19 protein-coding genes are annotated in these 18,572 nt (G+C 65.4%); 7 read left to right on the top strand and 12 right to left on the bottom strand.

Translation table 11 applies throughout. The features are described 5' to 3' along the window. Positions 1-109: 109 nt before the first annotated feature. Positions 110-634, bottom strand: coding sequence for a cupin domain-containing protein (locus HZB49_RS17720; protein WP_291613618.1), 525 nt, complete (start codon positions 632-634; stop codon positions 110-112). Between the two features lie 136 nt (positions 635-770). On the opposite strand from HZB49_RS17720, the gene HZB49_RS17715 reads away from it, so the two are divergent. Continuing rightward, positions 771-986 (top strand): CsbD family protein, encoded by a 216-nt coding sequence (locus HZB49_RS17715; protein ID WP_291613616.1) that lies wholly within the window; start codon positions 771-773, stop codon positions 984-986. 228 nt (positions 987-1,214) lie between these two features. Here the strand turns inward: HZB49_RS17715 and HZB49_RS17710 are convergent, their stop codons facing one another. Together HZB49_RS17710 and ggt are read right to left on the bottom strand one after the other, a co-directional pair. Continuing rightward, positions 1,215-1,625 carry an FKBP-type peptidyl-prolyl cis-trans isomerase gene (locus HZB49_RS17710; RefSeq protein WP_291613761.1) on the bottom strand — a complete coding sequence of 137 codons (411 nt, stop codon included), beginning with the start codon at positions 1,623-1,625 and terminating at the stop codon, positions 1,215-1,217. A gap of 116 nt (positions 1,626-1,741) precedes the next feature. Further along, positions 1,742-3,328 (bottom strand): gamma-glutamyltransferase, encoded by a 1,587-nt coding sequence (ggt, locus tag HZB49_RS17705; RefSeq protein WP_291613614.1) that lies wholly within the window; start codon positions 3,326-3,328, stop codon positions 1,742-1,744. A 183-nt stretch (positions 3,329-3,511) separates the two neighbouring features. Between ggt and HZB49_RS17700 the strand changes: the two genes are divergently transcribed. Both HZB49_RS17700 and HZB49_RS17695 read left to right on the top strand, forming a co-directional pair. Beyond that, positions 3,512-4,243, top strand: a complete 732-nt coding sequence (locus HZB49_RS17700; RefSeq protein ID WP_291613612.1) for a rhodanese-related sulfurtransferase — start codon at positions 3,512-3,514, stop codon at positions 4,241-4,243. Further along, on the top strand, positions 4,240-4,455 hold the full coding sequence (locus HZB49_RS17695; RefSeq protein ID WP_291613610.1) for a SlyX family protein: 216 nt from the start codon (positions 4,240-4,242) through the stop codon (positions 4,453-4,455). The genes HZB49_RS17700 and HZB49_RS17695 overlap by 4 nt, the downstream gene beginning before the upstream one ends. 7 nt (positions 4,456-4,462) lie before the next feature. Here HZB49_RS17695 and HZB49_RS17690 read toward each other — a convergent pair whose 3' ends face one another. Beyond that, positions 4,463-4,684 (bottom strand): hypothetical protein, encoded by a 222-nt coding sequence (locus tag HZB49_RS17690; RefSeq protein ID WP_291613759.1) that lies wholly within the window; start codon positions 4,682-4,684, stop codon positions 4,463-4,465. Between the two features lie 118 nt (positions 4,685-4,802). On the opposite strand from HZB49_RS17690, the gene HZB49_RS17685 reads away from it, so the two are divergent. Beyond that, the gene (locus HZB49_RS17685) at positions 4,803-5,846 is read left to right on the top strand and encodes a low specificity L-threonine aldolase (RefSeq protein ID WP_291613608.1); all 1,044 of its coding nucleotides are present in this window, start codon (positions 4,803-4,805) and stop codon (positions 5,844-5,846) included. A gap of 63 nt (positions 5,847-5,909) precedes the next feature. Continuing rightward, positions 5,910-6,941 (top strand): uroporphyrinogen decarboxylase, encoded by a 1,032-nt coding sequence (gene hemE / locus HZB49_RS17680; protein ID WP_291613606.1) that lies wholly within the window; start codon positions 5,910-5,912, stop codon positions 6,939-6,941. Between the two features lie 142 nt (positions 6,942-7,083). On the opposite strand, the gene hemC is transcribed toward hemE, so the two are convergent. The 6 genes from hemC to HZB49_RS17650 all read right to left on the bottom strand — a co-directional run bounded on the left by hemC (position 7,084) and on the right by HZB49_RS17650 (position 14,225). Next, positions 7,084-8,061, bottom strand: coding sequence for a hydroxymethylbilane synthase (gene hemC / locus HZB49_RS17675; protein ID WP_291613604.1), 978 nt, complete (start codon positions 8,059-8,061; stop codon positions 7,084-7,086). Between the two features lie 18 nt (positions 8,062-8,079). Further along, entirely contained in the window at positions 8,080-9,693 is a 1,614-nt protein-coding gene (locus HZB49_RS17670; protein ID WP_291613602.1) for a choline dehydrogenase, read from the bottom strand. After that, positions 9,683-11,332 carry a bifunctional 3-(3-hydroxy-phenyl)propionate/3-hydroxycinnamic acid hydroxylase gene (locus HZB49_RS17665; RefSeq protein WP_291613599.1) on the bottom strand — a complete coding sequence of 550 codons (1,650 nt, stop codon included), beginning with the start codon at positions 11,330-11,332 and terminating at the stop codon, positions 9,683-9,685. The genes HZB49_RS17670 and HZB49_RS17665 overlap by 11 nt, the downstream gene beginning before the upstream one ends. A gap of 110 nt (positions 11,333-11,442) precedes the next feature. After that, positions 11,443-12,420 (bottom strand): PDR/VanB family oxidoreductase, encoded by a 978-nt coding sequence (locus HZB49_RS17660; protein ID WP_291613597.1) that lies wholly within the window; start codon positions 12,418-12,420, stop codon positions 11,443-11,445. Between the two features lie 11 nt (positions 12,421-12,431). Further along, a complete protein-coding gene (locus tag HZB49_RS17655) occupies positions 12,432-13,184 on the bottom strand; it encodes a GntR family transcriptional regulator (RefSeq protein ID WP_291613595.1) in 753 nt (250 codons plus the stop codon). 15 nt (positions 13,185-13,199) lie between these two features. Further along, positions 13,200-14,225, bottom strand: coding sequence for an aromatic ring-hydroxylating dioxygenase subunit alpha (locus HZB49_RS17650; RefSeq protein WP_291613757.1), 1,026 nt, complete (start codon positions 14,223-14,225; stop codon positions 13,200-13,202). Positions 14,226-14,368: 143 nt separating this feature from the next. Between HZB49_RS17650 and HZB49_RS17645 the strand changes: the two genes are divergently transcribed. Both HZB49_RS17645 and HZB49_RS17640 read left to right on the top strand, forming a co-directional pair. Further along, a complete protein-coding gene (locus tag HZB49_RS17645) occupies positions 14,369-15,409 on the top strand; it encodes a 5-methyltetrahydropteroyltriglutamate--homocysteine methyltransferase (protein WP_291613593.1) in 1,041 nt (346 codons plus the stop codon). Between the two features lie 50 nt (positions 15,410-15,459). Then, on the top strand, positions 15,460-17,499 hold the full coding sequence (locus HZB49_RS17640; protein ID WP_291613592.1) for an acetoacetate--CoA ligase: 2,040 nt from the start codon (positions 15,460-15,462) through the stop codon (positions 17,497-17,499). Here HZB49_RS17640 and HZB49_RS17635 read toward each other — a convergent pair whose 3' ends face one another. Both HZB49_RS17635 and HZB49_RS17630 read right to left on the bottom strand, forming a co-directional pair. Beyond that, on the bottom strand, positions 17,500-17,916 hold the full coding sequence (locus HZB49_RS17635) for a DOPA 4,5-dioxygenase family protein (RefSeq protein ID WP_291613590.1): 417 nt from the start codon (positions 17,914-17,916) through the stop codon (positions 17,500-17,502). Positions 17,917-17,934: 18 nt separating this feature from the next. Next, positions 17,935-18,555, bottom strand: a complete 621-nt coding sequence (locus tag HZB49_RS17630) for a class I SAM-dependent methyltransferase (protein ID WP_291613588.1) — start codon at positions 18,553-18,555, stop codon at positions 17,935-17,937. Positions 18,556-18,572 lie beyond the last annotated feature (17 nt).

The raw sequence follows: 18,572 nt of genomic DNA, 5'->3' as shown, positions 1-18,572 counted from the left end.
GGTTCCGGCCCAAGGACGCCCGGGCCTGCCGCGATCCGACATGGCTTCGCTAATTTTCTTGCCGGTATTGCGGGACCCCGGCGTCAGGCCGCATCGGCGCCGGCCGGAGCTAATTGCTCTCCGCTGGATCGCGGTGCACCGGATCGACCCACAGCACCGTCTCCGGCTTCTCCACCGGCTCGATATCGAGATTGATCGCGACCGCCTGGCCGTCGCTGCGCACCAGCACGCATTCCAGCGCCTCGTCGCGGCTGGCATTGATCTCCTGGTGCGGCACGTAGGGCGGCACGAAGATGAAATCGCCCGGTCCGGCCTCGGCGGTGAACTGCAGCTTCTCGCCCCAGCGCATCCGCGCCTTGCCCTTCACCACATAGATGATGCTTTCGAGATGGCCGTGATGGTGCGCGCCGGTCTTGGCGTCGGGCCGGATGGTGACGGTGCCCGCCCACAGCTTCTGCGCGCCGGCGCGGGCGAAATTGATCGCCGCCTTGCGATCCATGCCAGGCGTCGACGGTACGTTGGGATCGAGCTGGTTGCCGGGAATGACGCGCACGCCGTCATGCTTCCAGCGTTCCATGTCGGCGTGATCGTGGTGATGGTCGTGCGGATGGGTGTGATCGTGGGAACCGGACATGAGGCGCCTTCAAAGGGAGTTTTCGTTCCCTGCAAGCCTAGCGAAAACGCCGGGAGCAAACCAGACCGTTGCGGGAACGGCTGGCGCATTGCTGCGTTGTCTCGCCGAAGCCCAAATCATCGAAAGGGAGAAAGTAATGGGTAGCACGGCTGACAAGATCAAGGGCACTGCCAATGAGGCCATCGGCAAGGCCAAGCAGGGTCTGGGCGAAGCCACCGGCGACGCGCGCCTCGAAGGCGAAGGCGCGTTGCAGGAAATGAAGGGCAAGGGCCAGAAGGCGCTTGGCGATGCCAAAGAGGCCGCCAAGGACGCGATGAACCGCGCCGCGGCCGCCGCCAACAAGAAACTGTGATCGATTAGCGAGCTGAGAGTCAAAGGCCGGTCCCATCGGGGCCGGCCTTCTTCTGCTTGCCCGTCCGGCTTCTTCTTACCTCGCCCCGCTTGCGGGGAGAGGTCGTATCGCATCGCAGATGCGATACGGGTGAGGGGGACTCTCAACGAGTCCCGATGCCGAAACACCCCTCACCCCGCCCTCTCCCCGCGAAGTGCGGGGCGAGGGAGACGAGAGAGCTTTCGCGCCTCACTTCACCGCGAGCAATTCGACGTCGAACATCAGCGTCGCATTCGGCGGGATCACGCCGCCGGCACCGCGCGCGCCGTAGCCGAGTGCGGGCGGAATGATCAGCGTGCGTTTTCCCCCGACCTTCATGCTGGCGACGCCCTCGTCCCAGCCCTTGATGACGCGGCCCTGGCCGATCGGGAAGTCGAACGGCTCGTTGCGATCCACCGAGGAGTCGAATTTCTTGCCCTTCTGGCCGTTCTCGTAGAGCCAGCCGGTGTAATGCATGACGCAGGTCTGGCCCGGCTTCGGCGAGGCGCCGGCGCCTTCCTTGATGTCGATGATCTGCAAACCTGATGCTGTGGTCATGGACTTTCCTTTGGTCTGCGCCGCGGCGCTTGTGGCGATCGCGGCGGCGACGCCACCGAGCATGGTCGTGAGGATGGTGCGCCGGGAAGATCGCATTGCTGTTGCCTCTCGTTGAATGAATTCTTTCGTCTGAGCATGATCTTTTCCGAAAACCGGTTCCCACTTTTCGGGATCATGCTCTAGTAGCCGAGCGCGCAGCCGTCCTTGCGCGGATCGGAGCCGCCGGTGAGCGTGCCCTTGTCCCAGTCGATCCAGATCGCCTGGCCGCCGCCGAGGGGGCTGACGATGCTGGTGGTCTTGTGACCGAGCTTCTTCAGCCCTTCCACCACGTCCGCCGGCACGCCGTCCTCGAGCTGGTAGACGCCCTCGTAGTGCAGGCCGCGCGGCATGTCGATCGCTTCCTGCAGGTCGCAGCCATAGTCGAGGATATTGGTCAGCACGTGGCACTGCCCGGTCGGCTGGTACTGCCCGCCCATCACGCCGAACGGCATGATGGCGCGGCCGTTCTTCGTCGCAAGGCCGGGGATGATGGTGTGCAGCGGCCGCTTGCCCGGCGCGATGCAGTTGGGGTGGCCGGGCTGGATGCGGAAGCCGCCGGCGCGGTTCTGCAGCAGGATGCCGGTCTTGTTGGAGACGATCGCCGAGCCGAAGGAATGCGCGATCGAATTGATGAACGAGCAGACGTTGCGGTCCTTGTCGACCACGGTGACATAGATCGTCGAGGGGTTCATCGGCGGCGCCACATTCGGCAATTCCAGCACGCGGTCCATGCGGATCTTGCCGACATGCTCCTCGGCAAAATTCTTCGCAAGAATCCGCGCCACGTCGACGTCGGCCTGTTGGGGATCGGCAATGAACTGCTCGCGCATCATGTAGGCGATGCGGGCGGCCTCGGCCTCGATGTGGAAACGCTCGACGCTGAGCGGCGCGAATTTCGTCAGGTCGAAACGCGAGAGGATGTTGAGCATGACCAGCATGGTGATGCCCGGACCGTTCGGCGGGCACTGCCAGGCTTCATAACCCTTGTAGTCGGTGCCGATCGGCAGCGTGGTCTCGGTGGTGTGGGCGGCGAAATCGTCAAGCGTATGCAGGCCGCCGATGCCGCGCAGCGTCTCCACCATGTCCTCGGCGATCGCGCCCTTGTAGAAGGCATCGCGGCCGTTCCCGGCGATCGCCCGTAGCGTCTTGCCCAGTTCAGGCTGGTGGATGACGTCGCCGGCCACCGCCGGCTTGCCGCCGGGCAAGAGATAACGCTCGGTGTTGGTGCCCTTCTTCAGCTTGTCGAACTGGTTCTTCCAGTCGAAGGCGATGCGCGGCGACACGACATAGCCCTGCTCCGCCGCATCGATCGCCGGCTGCAGCAGCCGGTCGAGGCCGAACTTGCCGTGGTCGCGCAAAATGACTTCCCAGGCATCGACCGCGCCGGGAATGCTGACGGCATGCGCGGAGGTCAGCGGCACCGAATTGATCTTGCGCTCGAGATACCATTCCGCCTTCGCCGCCATCGGCGCGCGGCCGGAGCCGTTATAGGCCGTGATCTTGCCTTCGCCCTTTTTCTGCAACAGCGCAAAGCAGTCGCCGCCGATGCCGGTCGATTGCGGCTCGATCACACCGAGCAGCGCGCAGGCCGCCACCGCGGCGTCCGCCGCCGTACCGCCGGCACGCAGCACCTCGATCGCCGTCAGCGCCGCCAGCGGGTGCGAGGTCGCCACCATCGCATTCTGGGCATGGACGGTCGACCGGCCGGCGAAATGGAAGCTTCTCATTGCGGGGGCTCTCTGTCTTCGTTGGGCGGCAGGCACGGAATGCCGGAAAAAGCCGGGCTAGATGACATATTCGGGGCTGGCTGCGCAATGGCCGCGGGCGCATGACGCACCGGCACGGGGGCCGGGATGATCGCGCCTTCTCCGGGGTTTTCCCCCGACTGGCCCCCTGATAAACCCACGGCCATGGCTCACAGGGTCGCCGCCTTTTACCAGTTCGCCGCGCTGCCGGATTTCCGCGAGCTGCGCGAGCCGCTGCGTGCGCTGTGCGCGGCGCTTCAACTGAAGGGCAGCGTGCTGCTGGCCCATGAAGGCATCAACGGCACGCTTGCCGGCAACGACGAGGGCATTGCGGCCTTCGTGGACGCGCTGCAGCATGGACCGCTTTTCGCCGGCCGGCTCGACCATCTCGAGCTGAAATATTCGACCGCCGATGCCACGCCGTTCCGGCGCCTGAAGGTGCGGCTGAAGAAGGAGATCGTCACGCTGGGCGATGCCGCCGATCCCACAAGGCAAGTGGGCACCTATGTGGATGCTATCAACTGGAACGCGCTGATATCCGATCCCGACACGCTGGTGCTCGATACCCGCAACGCTTTCGAGGTCGCGATGGGCACGTTCGAAGGCGCGGTCGATCCAGGGATCAGGAGCTTTGGCGAGTTCAAGCAATTTACGGCCGAGAGGCTCGATCCTGCAAAGCATCGCAGGATCGCGATGTTCTGCACCGGCGGCATCCGCTGCGAGAAGGCCAGCGCCTATCTGCTGGCACGCGGCTTTGCCGAGGTGTTCCACCTCAAGGGCGGCATCCTGAAATACCTGGAAGGCGTGCCGGAGAGCGAGAGCCGCTGGCGCGGCGAGTGCTTCGTGTTCGACGAGCGCGTCGCGCTCGGCCACGGTTTGCGGGAGCGGCAGAAATGAGCGAATTGACGTCGCTGAACGACCGCATCGATTCGCTGGAGGCGCGCGTTGCCTACCAGGACGACACCATCGAGGCGCTGAATGCGACTATCACCGCGCAGTGGAAGCAGATCGACGCGCTCTCGCGGCAGGTCACGGCATTGAGCGATCGTTTGCAGGATGCGGAGGCGCGCGCACCCGGGCCCGCCAACGAGCGCCCGCCGCATTATTGAGGGCGCGTCAGCGGAACATCGCGAAAACCTTCTCCCACAGCGAGGCATTCTCGCGGTCACCGTCGGGCTTCGATTTCGCCGGCTGCGTTGCACTGACGGGATCGGACGCCGGGAAGGTGTCGATCAATCCCTTCTCTAGCTTCGCATGAATCTCGCTGTCGGCTTTCAGCGCCTCCTGCGGATCGACGGCATGCTTGTCGTGCGGCGCCGGATCGAACTTTTCAGCCAGTTTTTCAGCCATGAAAGCCTCCATTTGGCGGGATAACGCTTCCGACCGGTCCACGGTTCCCTCCCTGCGACCGCCGGTGTATTGGGAACCCGGGCCGGCCGAGAACGAGGCATTTGCGATGAGCGCCGAACTGCAGCAGTTTGCGAGCGACAATTATGCGGGAATCTGCCCGGAAGCCTGGACGGCGATGGCAAAGGCCAACCACGGCCACGTTCCCGCCTATGGCGAGGACGAATGGACGCAGGCCGCCGCGGACGCATTCCGCGCCTTGTTCGAGAAGAGCGACGCCGAGGTGTTCTTCGCCTTCAACGGCACCGCGGCCAATTCGCTGGCGCTGGCTTCGCTCTGCCAGTCCTATCACAGCGTGATCTGCTCCTCCTCGGCCCATGTCGAGACCGACGAATGCGGCGCGCCGGAATTCTTCTCCAACGGCTCGAAGCTTCTCGTCGCGCAAAGCCCCGACGGCAAGCTGACCCCGGAGCTGGTCAGCGCGCTCGCGAAGAGCCGGTCGGACATTCACTTTCCCAAGCCGCGCGTGGTGACGATCACGCAGGCGACGGAAACCGGACTGGTCTACAGCGTCGATGAAATCAAGAAGCTCTCCGCGACCTGCCGCGAACTCGGCCTGCGGCTGCACATGGACGGCGCGCGCTTTGCCAATGCCTGCGCGAGCCTCAATTGCTCGCCTGCCGAGATCACGTGGAAGGCCGGCGTCGACCTGCTCTGCTTCGGCGGCACCAAGAACGGCATGGCGGTGGGCGAAGCCGTGATCTTCTTCGACCCTGCGCTGGCGGAAGATTTCGACTACCGCTGCAAGCAGGCCGGCCAGCTCGCCTCGAAGATGCGCTTCCTCGCCGCGCCCTGGGTCGGCCTGCTGGAAGGCGGCGCCTGGCTGAAGAACGGCGCGCACGCCAATGCCTGCGCCAAACGCCTTGCCGAGGCGGTCGCCGATCTCCCCGATTTCAAGCTGATGTTTCCCGTGCGGGCGAATGCCGTGTTCCTCGCCGCCAGCGAGGATCGATTGCAGGCGCTGCGGGATCGCGGCTGGCGCTTCTACACCTTCATCGGCGGCGGAGCGCGCTTCATGTTCGCCTGGGACGCCGATCCCGCGCGGGTCGACGCGCTCGCCCGCGATATCCGCGCCGTCAGCACGGCAAGCTAGAGGTTGGCCAAAGCCGCCGGGACGTGTATCAGGACAGCCGAAAATAGCGATCGCGGGAAGCCAGTGACAAAGCCCTTTATCGACGTTTTGGCCGGAAGGCGGCAGGCAGTGCCGCCGCTCTGGATGATGCGGCAGGCCGGCCGCTATTTGCCGGAATACCGCGCGCTGCGCGAGAAGGCCGGCAGCTTCCTCGATCTCTGCTTTACGCCGGAATACGCCGCCGAGGTGACGCTGCAGCCGATCCGCCGCTTCAACTTCGATGCCGCGATCATCTTCTCCGACATCCTCGTCATACCCCACGCGCTCGGCCGCTCCGTGCGGTTCGAGGCCGGCGAAGGGCCGCGGCTCGATCCGCTGGACAAGCCGGACCAGGTTGCGACACTGGCCGCGCATGCCGATTTCGGCAAGCTCGAACCGGTCTATGAAGCGCTGCGCCGCGTGCGCGCCGGGCTCGATTCAGGAATCGCGCTGATCGGCTTCTGCGGCGCGCCATGGACGGTTGCGACCTATATGGTCGCCGGACAAGGCACGCCGGACCAGGCGCCGGCACGAATGATGGCGTACCGGCATCCGGAAGCCTTCGCAGGAATCATCGACGTGCTGGTCGAGAACTCGATCCAGTATCTGGTGGGGCAATTGAAGGCCGGCGCGGACGCGCTGCAGATTTTCGACACCTGGGCCGGCGTGCTGCCGCCGCGCGAGTTCGAGCGCTGGTCGATCGAGCCGACGCGGCGCATTGTCGAAGGCGTGCGCAAGCGGGTGCCTGACGCCAAGATCATCGGCTTTCCCCGCGGCGCGGCAGGGCAATTGCCGGCCTATGTGGAAGCAACCGGCGTCAATGCCGTCAGCATCGACTGGACCGCCGATCCCTCACTGATCCGCGAGCGCGTACAAACCAAGGTCGCCGTGCAAGGCAATCTCGATCCGCTGGTGCTGATCGCGGGCGGCGCCGCGCTCGATCGCGCGGTGGACGATGTGCTGGCGAATTACGGCAAGGGCCGCCTGATCTTCAATCTCGGCCACGGCATCCAGCCGGAAACGCCGATCGCGCATGTCGAGCAGATGGTGCGACGCGTGCGGGAATATAAGGGCTGACCGGCCCAGCAAACGGTTGTCATGCCCCGCGAAAGCGGGGCATCCAGTAGTCGCCGCCCAGCGTTTGGAATCGATAGGTCCCGGCGTACTGGATCATCCGCTTTCGCGGATGATGACCGCGGGATTTGCGGAGCGTACCCGGCTAAACCGGCCGGCTGCGCTCGATGATGTCGGCAGCGCCCCGGGCGAGCAGCTCGAGGCCGACGGCGCGGCCGAGTTCGCGCGGACGATCGGCGGGACCGGTGCGCGTGGTCTCGATGATGCGGCTACCGGCGTGGTCGAGCACCGAGGCGGTGAGCGACATCTCCGCGCCCCTGATCTCGGCATGGCCCGCGATCGGCGAGTTGCAATGGCCGTTGAGCACCCACAGCACCTCGCGTTCGGCATCGGCGCAAGCGTGGGCGACGGGATCGTCGATCAGCGAGAGCGTCTGCCGGGTCTGAAAATCGCGCGCGCTGCATTCCACGGCGACGATGCCCTGTCCCACGGCCGGCAGCATTTCCTGCACCGAGAATTCATAGGCAATGCGGCCGGCGAGCCCGACACGCTGCAGGCCCGAGCGCGCCATGATCAGCGCGTCGGCCGGTCCCACCGCGCCGCCATCGGGCAGCCGCTGCATCTCGGCATTGTCGAGCTTGCGCACGCGGGTGTCGGCGGCGCCGCGGTAATGGATGATCTCGGCATCCGGAAACAACTTTCGTGCATAGGCCGCGCGCCGCACCGCGTTGGTGCCGATCTTGAAGCCCTTTCCGCGCATGCGCCTGAAATCGTCGAGCGAGAGCCCCGGCCGCAGCACAAGCGCATCGCCGGGCGGATCGCGCGACAGCGTCGCACCGATGACGAGGCCGGGCGTGTCCTCATTACCCGGCATGTCCTTGAGCGAATGCATCGCCGCCTGCAATTCGCCCGCCAGCATCGCTGCGCGGATCTGTGCGACGAAGGCGCCGCCCTTGCCGCCATGCGGCAGCAATTTTCCGGTCTGGTCGGTATCGCCGGTCGTCTCGAACTTGACGATGTCGACGGCAAGGCCGGGCGAGACGCGCGACAGCTGCCGCGCAATCTCGTCGGTCTGGGCGAGCGCCATGGCGCTCTTGCGCGTGCCGATCCGCATGGTTGTCATCAGTCCCCCTCGACGGCGCTACCGCGCGTCCGCCAGGATCATATCAGATGCCTTCTCGGCTATCATGATTGTGGGGGCATTGGTATTGCCCGACATCAAGTCCGGCATCACGGAGGCATCGACCACGCGCAGGCCCTCGATGCCGCGCACCTTGAGCCGCTGGTCCACCACCGCGAGCGGATCGTTGCCCATCCGGCAGGTCGAGGTCGGGTGATAGACGGTCGAGCCGGTCTGGCGACAGAAAGCAAGGATATCGTCGTCGCTGACCACCTTGGCGCCGGGATAGACCTCTTCCGTCACGTATTCCCTGAGCGCGGGCTTGGCCAGAATGCCGCGCAAAATCCCGATGCCGTCGATGAAGGTGCGGCGGTCGGTTTCAGTGGCGAGATAATTGATGCGGATTTCCGGCGGTTGCGCCGGGTCGGCGCTCCTGATGCGGAGCGTCCCGCGGCTCTCCGGGCGCAACTGGCACACCGAGGCGGTGAAGCCGGAGAACGGGTGCAGCTTCTCCCCCATCTTGTCGGTGGAGAACGGAATGAAGTGGATTTGGACGTCGGGCGATGCCAGGCGCGGGCTGGTCTTGAGGAACGCGCCGGACGTGCCCGCCGCGATCGTCAGCGGCCCCCTGCGCAGCGCCGCCCATTGCATGCCGGCCAGCACGCGGCGGACCGGATTGTTGATGACGTCGTTGAGCGTAATGCGCTGCGGGCAACGCATGACAATGCGCACCTGCAGATGATCCTGCAAATCGTTGCCGACGCCGGGCGAATCCAGCACGACGTCGATGCCGTGGCTTTTCAGAAGATCGGCAGGGCCGACGCCGGAGAGCTGCAACAGCTGCGGCGAATTATAGGCGCCGCTCGATACCAGGATTTCGCGACGCGCGCGCACGCTGCACAACTGGCCGCGCTGCCTGTACTCCACGGTCCGCGCACGGCGGCCTTCAAACAGGATGCGCTGCGCCAGCGCGTCGGTCTCGATATGCAGATTGCCGCGGTTCTTCGCCGGTCGCAGGTAAGAGAAGGCGCTGCTGGCGCGCCGGCCGCGGCTCGTTGTGCTCTGGAAGAACCCCGCGCCCTCCTGCTTCGCGCCGTTGAAATCCGGATTGAAGGGAATGCCGGCTTCGCCCGCCGCCTTCACGAACGCTTCCGACAGCGGATCGTGATGCCGCCAGTCCGACACCGGCAGCGGGCCGCCGGCGCCGTGATACTGGTCCTCGCCGCGCTGCTGGTTCTCGGCCTTCTTGAAATAGGGCAGCACGTCCTCAAAACCCCAGCCGGCATTGCCGCGCTGGCGCCAGCGGTCGTAATCCTCATGCTGGCCGCGCACATAAAGCAGTCCGTTGATCGAGCTCGTTCCGCCCAGCACCTTGCCGCGCGGCTGGAACACCTGGCGTCCGTTCAGCCCGGGCTCCGGCTCGGTCTGGTACATCCAGTTGACGGCCTTTTCCTTGAACAGCTTGCCGTAGCCGATGGGAACGTGGATCCAGATGTTGCTGTCCTTGGGACCTGCTTCCAGCAGCAGCACCGAATACTTGCCGTCGGCCGAGAGGCGATTGGCCAGCACGCAGCCGGCCGAGCCGGCTCCGACGACCACGTAATCGAACTCGACAGTATCGTTGTTATTGTTCATTGCTTTCCCGGGGCGTTGTCAGATCCGGTGGTACAGACAAAGCCGCCGCTTGAAAAGCCTGCCGCCCTGCGCGCAGGTTCTGGAGCAAATGCCCGATCAGCATGTTGAGCTGCGCCGCATTCCCGGCCGCGCCGTAGACATAGCGGTCCGGCCGGACGATGACTGCGGCGACGGCGTTTTGCCGCATCCAGTCGCCGAACAGGTTTTCGCTTTCGACGACCGTGAGGATTCCCTCGCCCGCGGAAGGCTCGCCGGAGGCGGCCACGACGACGCGCTCGCTGCCGAGCCGCAACCAGTCGGCGAGCAAGGTCTTCGACAGCCACGCCATCGGCTCCGGCCTCGCCGTCACGATCGCGAATTCCGGCTTGAGCAGATCGTCGAGCCGCCGCGCCATGCCGTCTGGCCCACGCACGCGCGGCTGCACGAACAGTTTTCCCGCAAGCTTTGTATCCGGCGCGATCAGGCCGGAGACGAGATCGGGGATGAACCGTTGCCGCACCGTCTCGGCCTTGCCGGACTTCAAGTCTTCACGCAGCCGCGCATCGCGCACAGCTGCGGCTGCGGGGTCGAGCTCGCCAATGATCGTGCCAAACTCCTTGGCGCTTGCGACCACCGAGCGCACATGCGGCTTGCGTTCGATCTCGTAGCTGTCGAGCAGGCCGTCGCCGGCATCGCCGCGCAGCACAAGGGCAAGCTTCCAGGCGAGATTGGCGGCATCGCGGACGCCGGCGCAGAGGCCCTGTCCCAGGAATGGCGGCGTCTGGTGCACCGCATCGCCCATCAGCAGGATACGGCGGTCGCGCCAGCCTTGGCCGAGCAGCGCGTGGAAACGATAAACCGCCGAGCGCCAGATCGTGAGGTCGGTGGTGTCGGTGAATCCCTTGAGCAGGCGGATGATGTTGTCGGGTGCGCCGGCGGCTTCGGGATCCTCCCCCGGCAGCAGCTTGATCTCCCAGCGGCGCAGCCGGCGGGGACCGGGCACGAACGTGCCGGGGCGCGAGGGCCGGCAATACTGAAAGGCTTTCGCGGGGCGCCTGGCGGGATCGCTGGTCAGCGTATCCACCACTACCCACCATTCATCGAAGGCGAGATCCTCGAGGCCTGCGCCGATCTGCTTGCGTACAAAGCTGTTGGCGCCGTCGCAGCCGACGAGATAACGCGCGCGCAGCGTGAATTCGCTGCCATCGTCGCGCCGCACCGACAGCGATACGGAGTTCTGATCCTGCGCCAGCGCGAAGCCTGTGGCCGACAGGAAGATGTCCGCATTGTCGTATTCGGAAAGCTTTTCGCGCAGCGCCGTTTCGGCGTCGGGCTGCACGAAGGTCGCGTTTGGAATCCACCCCAGCGGATGAGGCGGCGGCGACGGATCGAAGATCTTGATGATCTCGCCGTCGACGCCGAGGAAATGCGTCCCGTTATGCGGCGCAATTGCGCCGTCCATGTAGTCGCCAAGGCCGACCGCCTGGAAAATGCGCAACGCCTCGTGGTCGAGGGCGATCGCGCGCGGCTTGTCGTAGACGGCGGCCGTTCGCTCGATCACCGCAACATTCAGCCCGCGTTTTGCGAGCAGGTTGGCGAAGACCGCACCGACCGGGCCATAGCCGACGATCGCGACGTCGTAAATCTGAACTTCTTCCAAGGCGGCATTCCCGGCGGGCAAGACATTTCACGCTTAGCAGCGCCGCAAGTTTTCACGAATATGTCGCCGGGTTTCAAGCCATGTCGGAACGATTGGGGCCGCGGACCGCCTCAGGCGGCCTGCGTGCGATGCAGCGTATCGACGGTCAGGACGCCGCGGGCGCGCGAAACGCAGGGACAAATCTTCCGGTTCTCGCGCTTCTGGTGATCGCTGAAGAAGACGTCGCGGTGGTCGATCTCGCCGTCGATGCCGACGACGTCGATGGCGCAGACGCCGCATTCGCCGCGGCGGCAGTCGGAAATCACCTCGTGGCCGGCCTCGTTGAGCACGTCGAGCATCGAACGGTCGCTCGGGATCACGAATTCGGCGCCGGCGTCCGCGAGCCGCACGCGGAAGGGTTCGGTCGGCAACAGGCCGCTCGAGCCGAATGTCTCGTAGGAGAGATCGGCAAGCGGCCGGCCGGCGGCGAGGAAGGCGTGGCGCGCGGCATCCAGCATGCGCATCGGCCCGCAGAACAGCGTCATTGCCTGCGGCGGCAGCTCCCGGAACACAGCCGCCAGATCGAGGCGCCCGCCCTCATCGCCAGCGTGGAGGACCAGACGGCTGCCCGGCATTTCCTGCAATTCCCTGAGGTAGGCCGCATCGCGGCGCGAGCGCACAGCATAATGCACGACGAAATCCGCATGGCGGCGAGCCAGCACCTGCGCTATCCCCAGGATCGGCGTGATGCCGATGCCGCCGGCGATCAGGCAATAATGCGGGCGCATCCAGTCGATCTGGAATTGGGAGGTCGGCAAAGTGATGTCGAGCCGTGCGCCGGGAGCCAGCTGCCACATATAGCGCGAGCCGCCGCGCGAATCCGGCGCGCGGCGCACCGCGATGCGCAGGCCCTGCGGATCGGCTTCGCCGATCAGCGAATAGGAACGCGTCTCCGGCCGGCCGCCGATATCGACGCCGACATTGATGTGGCTGCCGGGCGCGAAGGACGCGACCGGCGCATCGGGACGCAGCAGGAATTCCCTGACATCGGCGGTGAGGTCGCGGGTGGCGAGCAGCGTCGCCGAAGTCCAGGTGTCGACAAAGCGCATGACGTCCTCCCCTACACTTCCGGCGTCCGGATCAGCGCCAGGGCAGGCAACAGATCAAGATGCGTGCGGTTGCGCAGCGCGAGCCGCAAGTTGCGCACGGCAAGCCGCGCATGCTCGCGCATGATCGCCTCGGCGCGGGAGCCCTCGCGGTTCTCGATGGCGTCGACGACGATGCGGTGATGGTCCTGCGCGATCAGCAGGATCTGCTGCGCTTCGGGCAGCGCCGACTGCGCCATCACAAAACCGCTGGGCGAGGCAAAGGGCAGCGCGGAGGCGCGGTCGATCTGCCGGATCAACGGCGGACTGCGCGACAGTTCGGTGAGCAGCGCATGGAAACGCGCGTTCAGCGCGACGTAGGCCGAGAATGCATCGACCGAGATCGGGCTTTGGCGCACGAGGCCGTCGATCTCGTTCAGGCATTCCTTCAACGGCTCGAGATCGCGCGCGGAGACGCCGCGCTCGGCGGCAAAGCGCGCCGCTAGCCCTTCCAGCGTGCCGCGCAGCTCGATGGAATCGAGGATGTCCCGCTCGGAAAATGCCTTCACCATGAAACCGCCGGAAGGAATGGCTTCCAGCAGCCCCTCCTCTTCCAGCCGCACCAGCGCCATCCGAACCGGCGTGCGAGAGACGCCCGCGGTCTCCACCGCCTGCAATTCGGATATGCGCTCGCCGGGGCGCAAGGCCCCTGACAGGATCTGGTCGCGCAGCGCCAGCTGCGCACGAACGGTTTGCGATACGGAGCGGTCGGCGTCGCGCTCGGCCATTTTGGTTTCTCCGCCCTACTCCGCCGCCTGCAGCTGCGGCGTTTCTCTGGCGATCATGCGGTCGATCACCCGCCGCGCCCACATCGCCCCGGCGTCGATGTTGAGATTGTAGAACACTCGATCAGGATTTTCGTCCATCGCGCGCTGCTGCGCTTCGAGGATGATCTCGTCCTCGCGGAAGATAGTGGAGACGCCGTCGCGGATCTCCGAGGTCAGGCGCTGCTCGCCGAGGCGATAATTGCGCACGAAGGCCCAGAAATAGTGGCAGGTCTTCTCGGTCTCCGGGGTGATGGTGTTGAGCACGAAGCCGTTGACGCCGCTCGACCGGTCGCCCTCTGGCGCGCCGCCGCCGGCGGACGCCACGCCAACGTCGATGGTGACGGTGCACGGCGCCTCGAAATTGATGATCTGCCAGCGGTCGACCGGACCGGGCTTGCCCAGTTGCGCGGCCCAGAAGGGCGGTGGCTCGATGCCCTTCATCCAGCGCGTCACCGTGACGGTCTTGTCGCCATGGGTGACGTCGAACGGCGCTTCGGCCACGGCGTCATTGCCGATGGAGGAGCCGTGCACAAACGTCTCGTGCGTGAGATCCATGAGATTGTCGACGACGAGGCGGTAGTCGCATTTGACGTGAATGGTCTTGCCGTCGCCGGCCCAGGCCGGATCGTGGTTCCAGTGCATGTCGGGCACCAGCGCAGGATCGGCCAGCGCAGGATCGCCCATCCAGAGCCAGATGAAACGATGCCGCTCGACCACGGGATAAGAACGCACACAGGCCGAGGGGTTGATGGTCTCTTGCGAGGGCATGAAGGTGCAGCGCCCCTGCGCATTGAACTTCAGCCCGTGATAGCCGCAGACGACGGTGTCGCCCTCGAGCCGGCCCTTGGAGAGCGGCACCAGGCGATGCCAGCAGGCGTCTTCCAGCGCGGCCACCTGCCCGTCGGCCTTGCGGTACATCACGACATGCTTGCCACAGATCGTGCGCGGCAGCAGCGTGCCCTTGACCTCGGCGTCCCAGCCAGCGGCATACCAGGCGTTCATGGGGAAGGGCTTCACGGCTACGCTCCCTGCTCGTTTGGATACCTACTGTATACATTATTGGGGAGAATAGGGCAAGAAGAAGAGATAATTGTGCATATCTTGGCTCTCCGGTATACATTCGTGACAGAAATGCGAGAGAATCCATGCCTCTACCGACCCATCTGCTGCCAACCACCGTCGTCGGCAGCACCCCGCAGCCGGACTGGCTGGTCGATCGCGCGATGCTGTCGAAATCGGTGCCGCGCACCCGCATGCAGGGGATGTGGCGACTGCCGGCGGAGCACCTGGAGCAGGCGCAGGACGACGCGACCATCGTTGCTATCAGAGACATGGAGCGCGCCGGCATCGACATCGTCACCGACGGCGAGATTCGCCGCGAGAGCTATTCCAACCGCTTTGCCACCGCGCTCGAGGGCATCGACACCGATAACCCCGCGATCATCACCTCCCGCACGGGGATCGAAACGCCGGTGCCGCGCGTGGTTGCAAAAATCCGCCGCAGCCGGCCGGTCGAGCTGCGCGACATGGAATTCCTCCGCCGCAACACCGACCATGCCGCCAAGATCACCCTGCCCGGCCCTTTCACCCTGGGCCAGCAGGCCAGGGACGAATTCTATGGCGATGACGAAGCGCTCGCGATGGCGTTCGCGGAAGCCGTCAACGCCGAGGCGCTGGATTTGCAGAAGGCCGGCGCCGATGTGATCCAGTTCGACGAGCCCTGGGTGCGCAACAATCCGGAGCTGGCCAGACGCTATGCGGTGAAGGCGATCAACCGCGCGCTCGAGGGCATCACGGTGCCGACCGTGGTGCATCTGTGTTTTGGTTACGCCGCAGTCGTGCGCGGCTCATCCAAGCCGGCCGGCTACGCCTTCCTCGCCGAACTCGACGACACCATCGCCGAGCAGATCTCGATCGAGGCGGCGCAGCCGAAGCTCGATCTTGGCGTCCTCAGGGATCTCTCGTCCAAGAAGATCATGCTCGGCGTGCTCGATCTCGGCGATCCCCAGGTCGAGCCGGCCGCCGTCGTCGCCGACCGCATCCGCAACGGGCTGAAGCATGTGCCCCCGCAACGGCTGGTGGTCGCGCCCGACTGCGGCATGAAATACATGCCGCGCGACGTCGCGTTCGGCAAGTTGAAGGCGATGTGCGAGGCGGCTGCGACGGTGCGGAAGGAGATCAGCTAACACGCGACAGGCCCTTGTTTGCCGTGCGCGCCCAATGATATCCGAGGGCCATGAAAGCACCCTATATTCCCCAGATCGCGCTCTATCGCCAATGGCTCGCCGACAGGCGCGGGTTGAAATTCTCCTCGTTCGAGGAAATGCGGCAATGGTCGGTTCGCGATATCGACGCCTACTGGCAAAGCATCTGGGACTATTTCGATCTGCAATCGCCGACGCCGCACAGCGCGGTGCTGGCGCAACGCAAGATGCCGGGCGCGGTGTGGTTTCCGGGCGCGTCCGTCAACTATGCCAGGCAGGTGTTGCGGCACGTCGAATCGGGCGATGCCGCCGGCGTACCGGCAATCGTCAGCAGCGGCGAGGACGGCGTCATCAAGGAAACGAGCTGGGGCGAGTTGCGGCGCCAGGTCGCGGCGCTCGCGATCCATCTGAGGAAGCAGGGCGTCGGCTCCGGCGACCGCGTCGCGGCTTATCTGCCCAACATTCCCGAGACGATCGTCGCGTTTCTGGCCGCTGCCAGCATCGGCGCGATCTGGAGCGTATGCGCGCCCGACATGGCCGCGCCTGCCGTCATCGATCGCTTCAAGCAGATCGAGCCGAAGGTGCTGATCGCCTGCGACGCCGTGACCTATGCCGGCAAGCGGCACGACCGGCGTGGCGTGATCGACGAACTGCGCCGCGCGCTGCCGACGGTTGCGCATTTCATCCGGCACGGCGAGCCGGCTGCGGACGGCAATATCCGGCTCGAAGACATCCTGTCGGCCACCGGCAGCGAGATCGATTCCTTCGAACCGGTCTGGCTGCCCTTCGATCATCCGCTCTGGATCGTCTACTCCAGCGGCACTACCGGATTGCCCAAGCCGATCGTGCATGGTCATGGCGGCATCATCGTCGTGGCGCTGCCGCTCAACGTGCTGCACAACGACATCGGCTGCAGCTATGCCGAAAATTCATTCGGCGAGCGTTTCCACTGGTACAGCTCGACCGGTTGGGTGATGTGGAACTGCCAGGTCAACGGCCTGCTTGGCGGCACCACCTGCTGCATCTTCGACGGCAGCCCCGGCGGCGCAAAGGACAAGGCCGACTGGACGACGTTGTGGCGCTTTGCCGCCAACGCGAAGGCGACCTTCTTCGGCGCGGGCGCGGCGTTCTTTGCCAATTGCCAGAAGGCGGAGATCGATCTGGCTTGCGCCGGCGATCTCTCGCGACTGCGCGCGCTGGGTTCTACCGGCTCGCCGCTCTCGGCCGAAACGCAAGCGTGGTTCACCGACGGCTTTGCGCGGCTGGCCGCCGTCAACGGCAATCCGGCGCAGAAGAACATCCGCTGGGCCAACATGTCCGGCGGCACCGACTTTGCGGGCGCCTTCATCGGCGCCAATCCTGAATTACCGCTTGTAGCGGGCACCATGCAGTGCCGGGTCCTCGGCTGCGCCGTCGAGTCGTTCGACGAGCAAGGCCGCGCCGTGATCGACGAGGTCGGCGAACTCGTTTGCACCGAGCCGCTGCCCTCGATGCCGCTGTATTTCTGGAACGACAAGGACAACGCGCGCTATCTCGGCAGCTATTTCGACACCTATGGCGACAATTTCGACGGCTCGGGCCGCGGTCCGGTGTGGCGCCACGGCGACTGGCTGAAGATCCACGCCGACGGTTCCTGCGTCATCTATGGCCGCAGCGATGCCACCATCAACCGGCACGGCCTGCGCATGGGCACCAGCGAGCTCTATTCGGCGATCGAGGCGCTGCCGGAAGTGCTGGATTCCATGGTGGTCGATCTCGAATATCTCGGCCGCGAAAGCTACATGCCGCTGTTCGTCGTGCTGCGCGAAGGTCTTGCGCTCGATGACACGATGAAGGCGCGCATCAACAAGGCAATCGAGGCCAGCCTGTCGCGCCGCTTCCTGCCCAACGAGATTATTGCGGTGTCGGAAATTCCGCGCACGCTGTCGGGCAAGAAGCAGGAATTGCCGATCAAGAAGCTGCTGCTCGGCCACGCCATCGAGAAGGTCATCAACAAGGACGCGATGGCCAATCCCGGCTGCCTCGACTGGTATGTCGCCTTCGCAAAGGACTACGCCAGGCGCAGCGCCTGATCACGGCCGCAGCGTCGGGTTGGTGTTCGGCGTCAGCGGCAGCTCGGCTTCGGCCTCCTCCGGCAGCTTGTCGCCATGGACGTGCAGCGGCGTGCCGATCCAGAGGGGATCGACCAGATGGTCGCGCTTCGGATTGGTCGTGTTGGGATGCACGAGGATGGAGAGCCCGCCGCTGTTGAGCATCAGCCACGGCACCAGCTCGGCAAACACTTCCCTGGCGAAGGCGACCTGATACATGGCCTGGTCGTGCGGCCCGACCTTGACGTCATGCCAACGCCCGAGCGTGACGGAAAAGCGCTCGCCCATCCAGTTGAGCAGCCGTTCGGCTGTCGCGCGGGTCGTCGCGGGGTCGTAATAGACATGGGCGTGGTAGCTCGCGATCTCCCTGATCGGGCGCGGGACTGCGCTGTTGGTCATCTCTGTATCCTCCGGCAATCAGCGCCGCCGCAGCACGCTGAACTGGAACGATTGCTCCGCGCCCCACGGGGTGACATGGCGATGGCCCAGATGTTCGACCAGTTCGAACGCGCTGCCAATGGTCCTGCTCAGGCTTTCGGGGTCATAGCGCTGCACGAGCAAGCCGCTGCATTTCTCGGGGCCGTCGGGCGCGAAGGTCGCGATGATGGCGTGGCCGCCCGGCTTCACGCCGGCATGCAGGCGGTCGATATAGGCCGCGCGGTCCTTTGCCTCGACCAGGAAGTGGAACGCGGCACGGTCATGCCAGATGTCGAACGCCTGCGGCGGCTGCCATGCGGCCGCGTCGGCCGCGATCCATCGCACGGAGCCGCCCTGCTCGCCCAGACGCGCCTTCGCCGATTCCAGCGCGGCGTCGGACAGATCGAGCACCGTGATCGCGGCAAAGCCGTGCGCCAGCAGCGCATCGACCAGCCGCGAGGCGCCTCCGCCGATGTCGACGATCGAGGCGTTGAGGTCAGCAGCGAATTTCTCGATCAGGCCGAGCGAAGGTTGCGGGTCGAATTGCGTCCAGCTGACCTGCCGTTCGCCCTTGTTCAGATAGACGTTCTGCCAGTGCGACTGGCGCTCGGAGGCAGTCATGTTAGCGGCTCGGTCGG

The organism is Bradyrhizobium sp. (genome assembly GCF_016219575.1).
In the GTDB taxonomy this organism is placed as follows: domain Bacteria; phylum Pseudomonadota; class Alphaproteobacteria; order Rhizobiales; family Xanthobacteraceae; genus Bradyrhizobium.
This window is presented reverse-complemented; position numbering and strand designations above follow the sequence as displayed.

Coding starts and splice junctions, on each gene's coding strand:
- HZB49_RS17640 (WP_291613592.1), top strand. CDS start 15,460: ATGAAAGCACCCTATATTCCCCAGATCGCGCTCTATCGCCAATGGCTC.
- HZB49_RS17715 (WP_291613616.1), top strand. CDS start 771: ATGGGTAGCACGGCTGACAAGATCAAGGGCACTGCCAATGAGGCCATC.
- HZB49_RS17635 (WP_291613590.1), bottom strand. CDS start 17,916: ATGACCAACAGCGCAGTCCCGCGCCCGATCAGGGAGATCGCGAGCTAC.
- HZB49_RS17660 (WP_291613597.1), bottom strand. CDS start 12,420: ATGCGCTTTGTCGACACCTGGACTTCGGCGACGCTGCTCGCCACCCGC.
- HZB49_RS17670 (WP_291613602.1), bottom strand. CDS start 9,693: ATGAACAATAACAACGATACTGTCGAGTTCGATTACGTGGTCGTCGGA.
- HZB49_RS17655 (WP_291613595.1), bottom strand. CDS start 13,184: ATGGCCGAGCGCGACGCCGACCGCTCCGTATCGCAAACCGTTCGTGCG.
- HZB49_RS17710 (WP_291613761.1), bottom strand. CDS start 1,625: ATGCTCGGTGGCGTCGCCGCCGCGATCGCCACAAGCGCCGCGGCGCAG.
- HZB49_RS17645 (WP_291613593.1), top strand. CDS start 14,369: ATGCCTCTACCGACCCATCTGCTGCCAACCACCGTCGTCGGCAGCACC.
- HZB49_RS17685 (WP_291613608.1), top strand. CDS start 4,803: ATGAGCGCCGAACTGCAGCAGTTTGCGAGCGACAATTATGCGGGAATC.
- ggt (WP_291613614.1), bottom strand. CDS start 3,328: ATGAGAAGCTTCCATTTCGCCGGCCGGTCGACCGTCCATGCCCAGAAT.
- HZB49_RS17720 (WP_291613618.1), bottom strand. CDS start 634: ATGTCCGGTTCCCACGATCACACCCATCCGCACGACCATCACCACGAT.
- hemC (WP_291613604.1), bottom strand. CDS start 8,061: ATGACAACCATGCGGATCGGCACGCGCAAGAGCGCCATGGCGCTCGCC.
- HZB49_RS17650 (WP_291613757.1), bottom strand. CDS start 14,225: ATGAACGCCTGGTATGCCGCTGGCTGGGACGCCGAGGTCAAGGGCACG.
- HZB49_RS17695 (WP_291613610.1), top strand. CDS start 4,240: ATGAGCGAATTGACGTCGCTGAACGACCGCATCGATTCGCTGGAGGCG.
- HZB49_RS17700 (WP_291613612.1), top strand. CDS start 3,512: ATGGCTCACAGGGTCGCCGCCTTTTACCAGTTCGCCGCGCTGCCGGAT.
- HZB49_RS17630 (WP_291613588.1), bottom strand. CDS start 18,555: ATGACTGCCTCCGAGCGCCAGTCGCACTGGCAGAACGTCTATCTGAAC.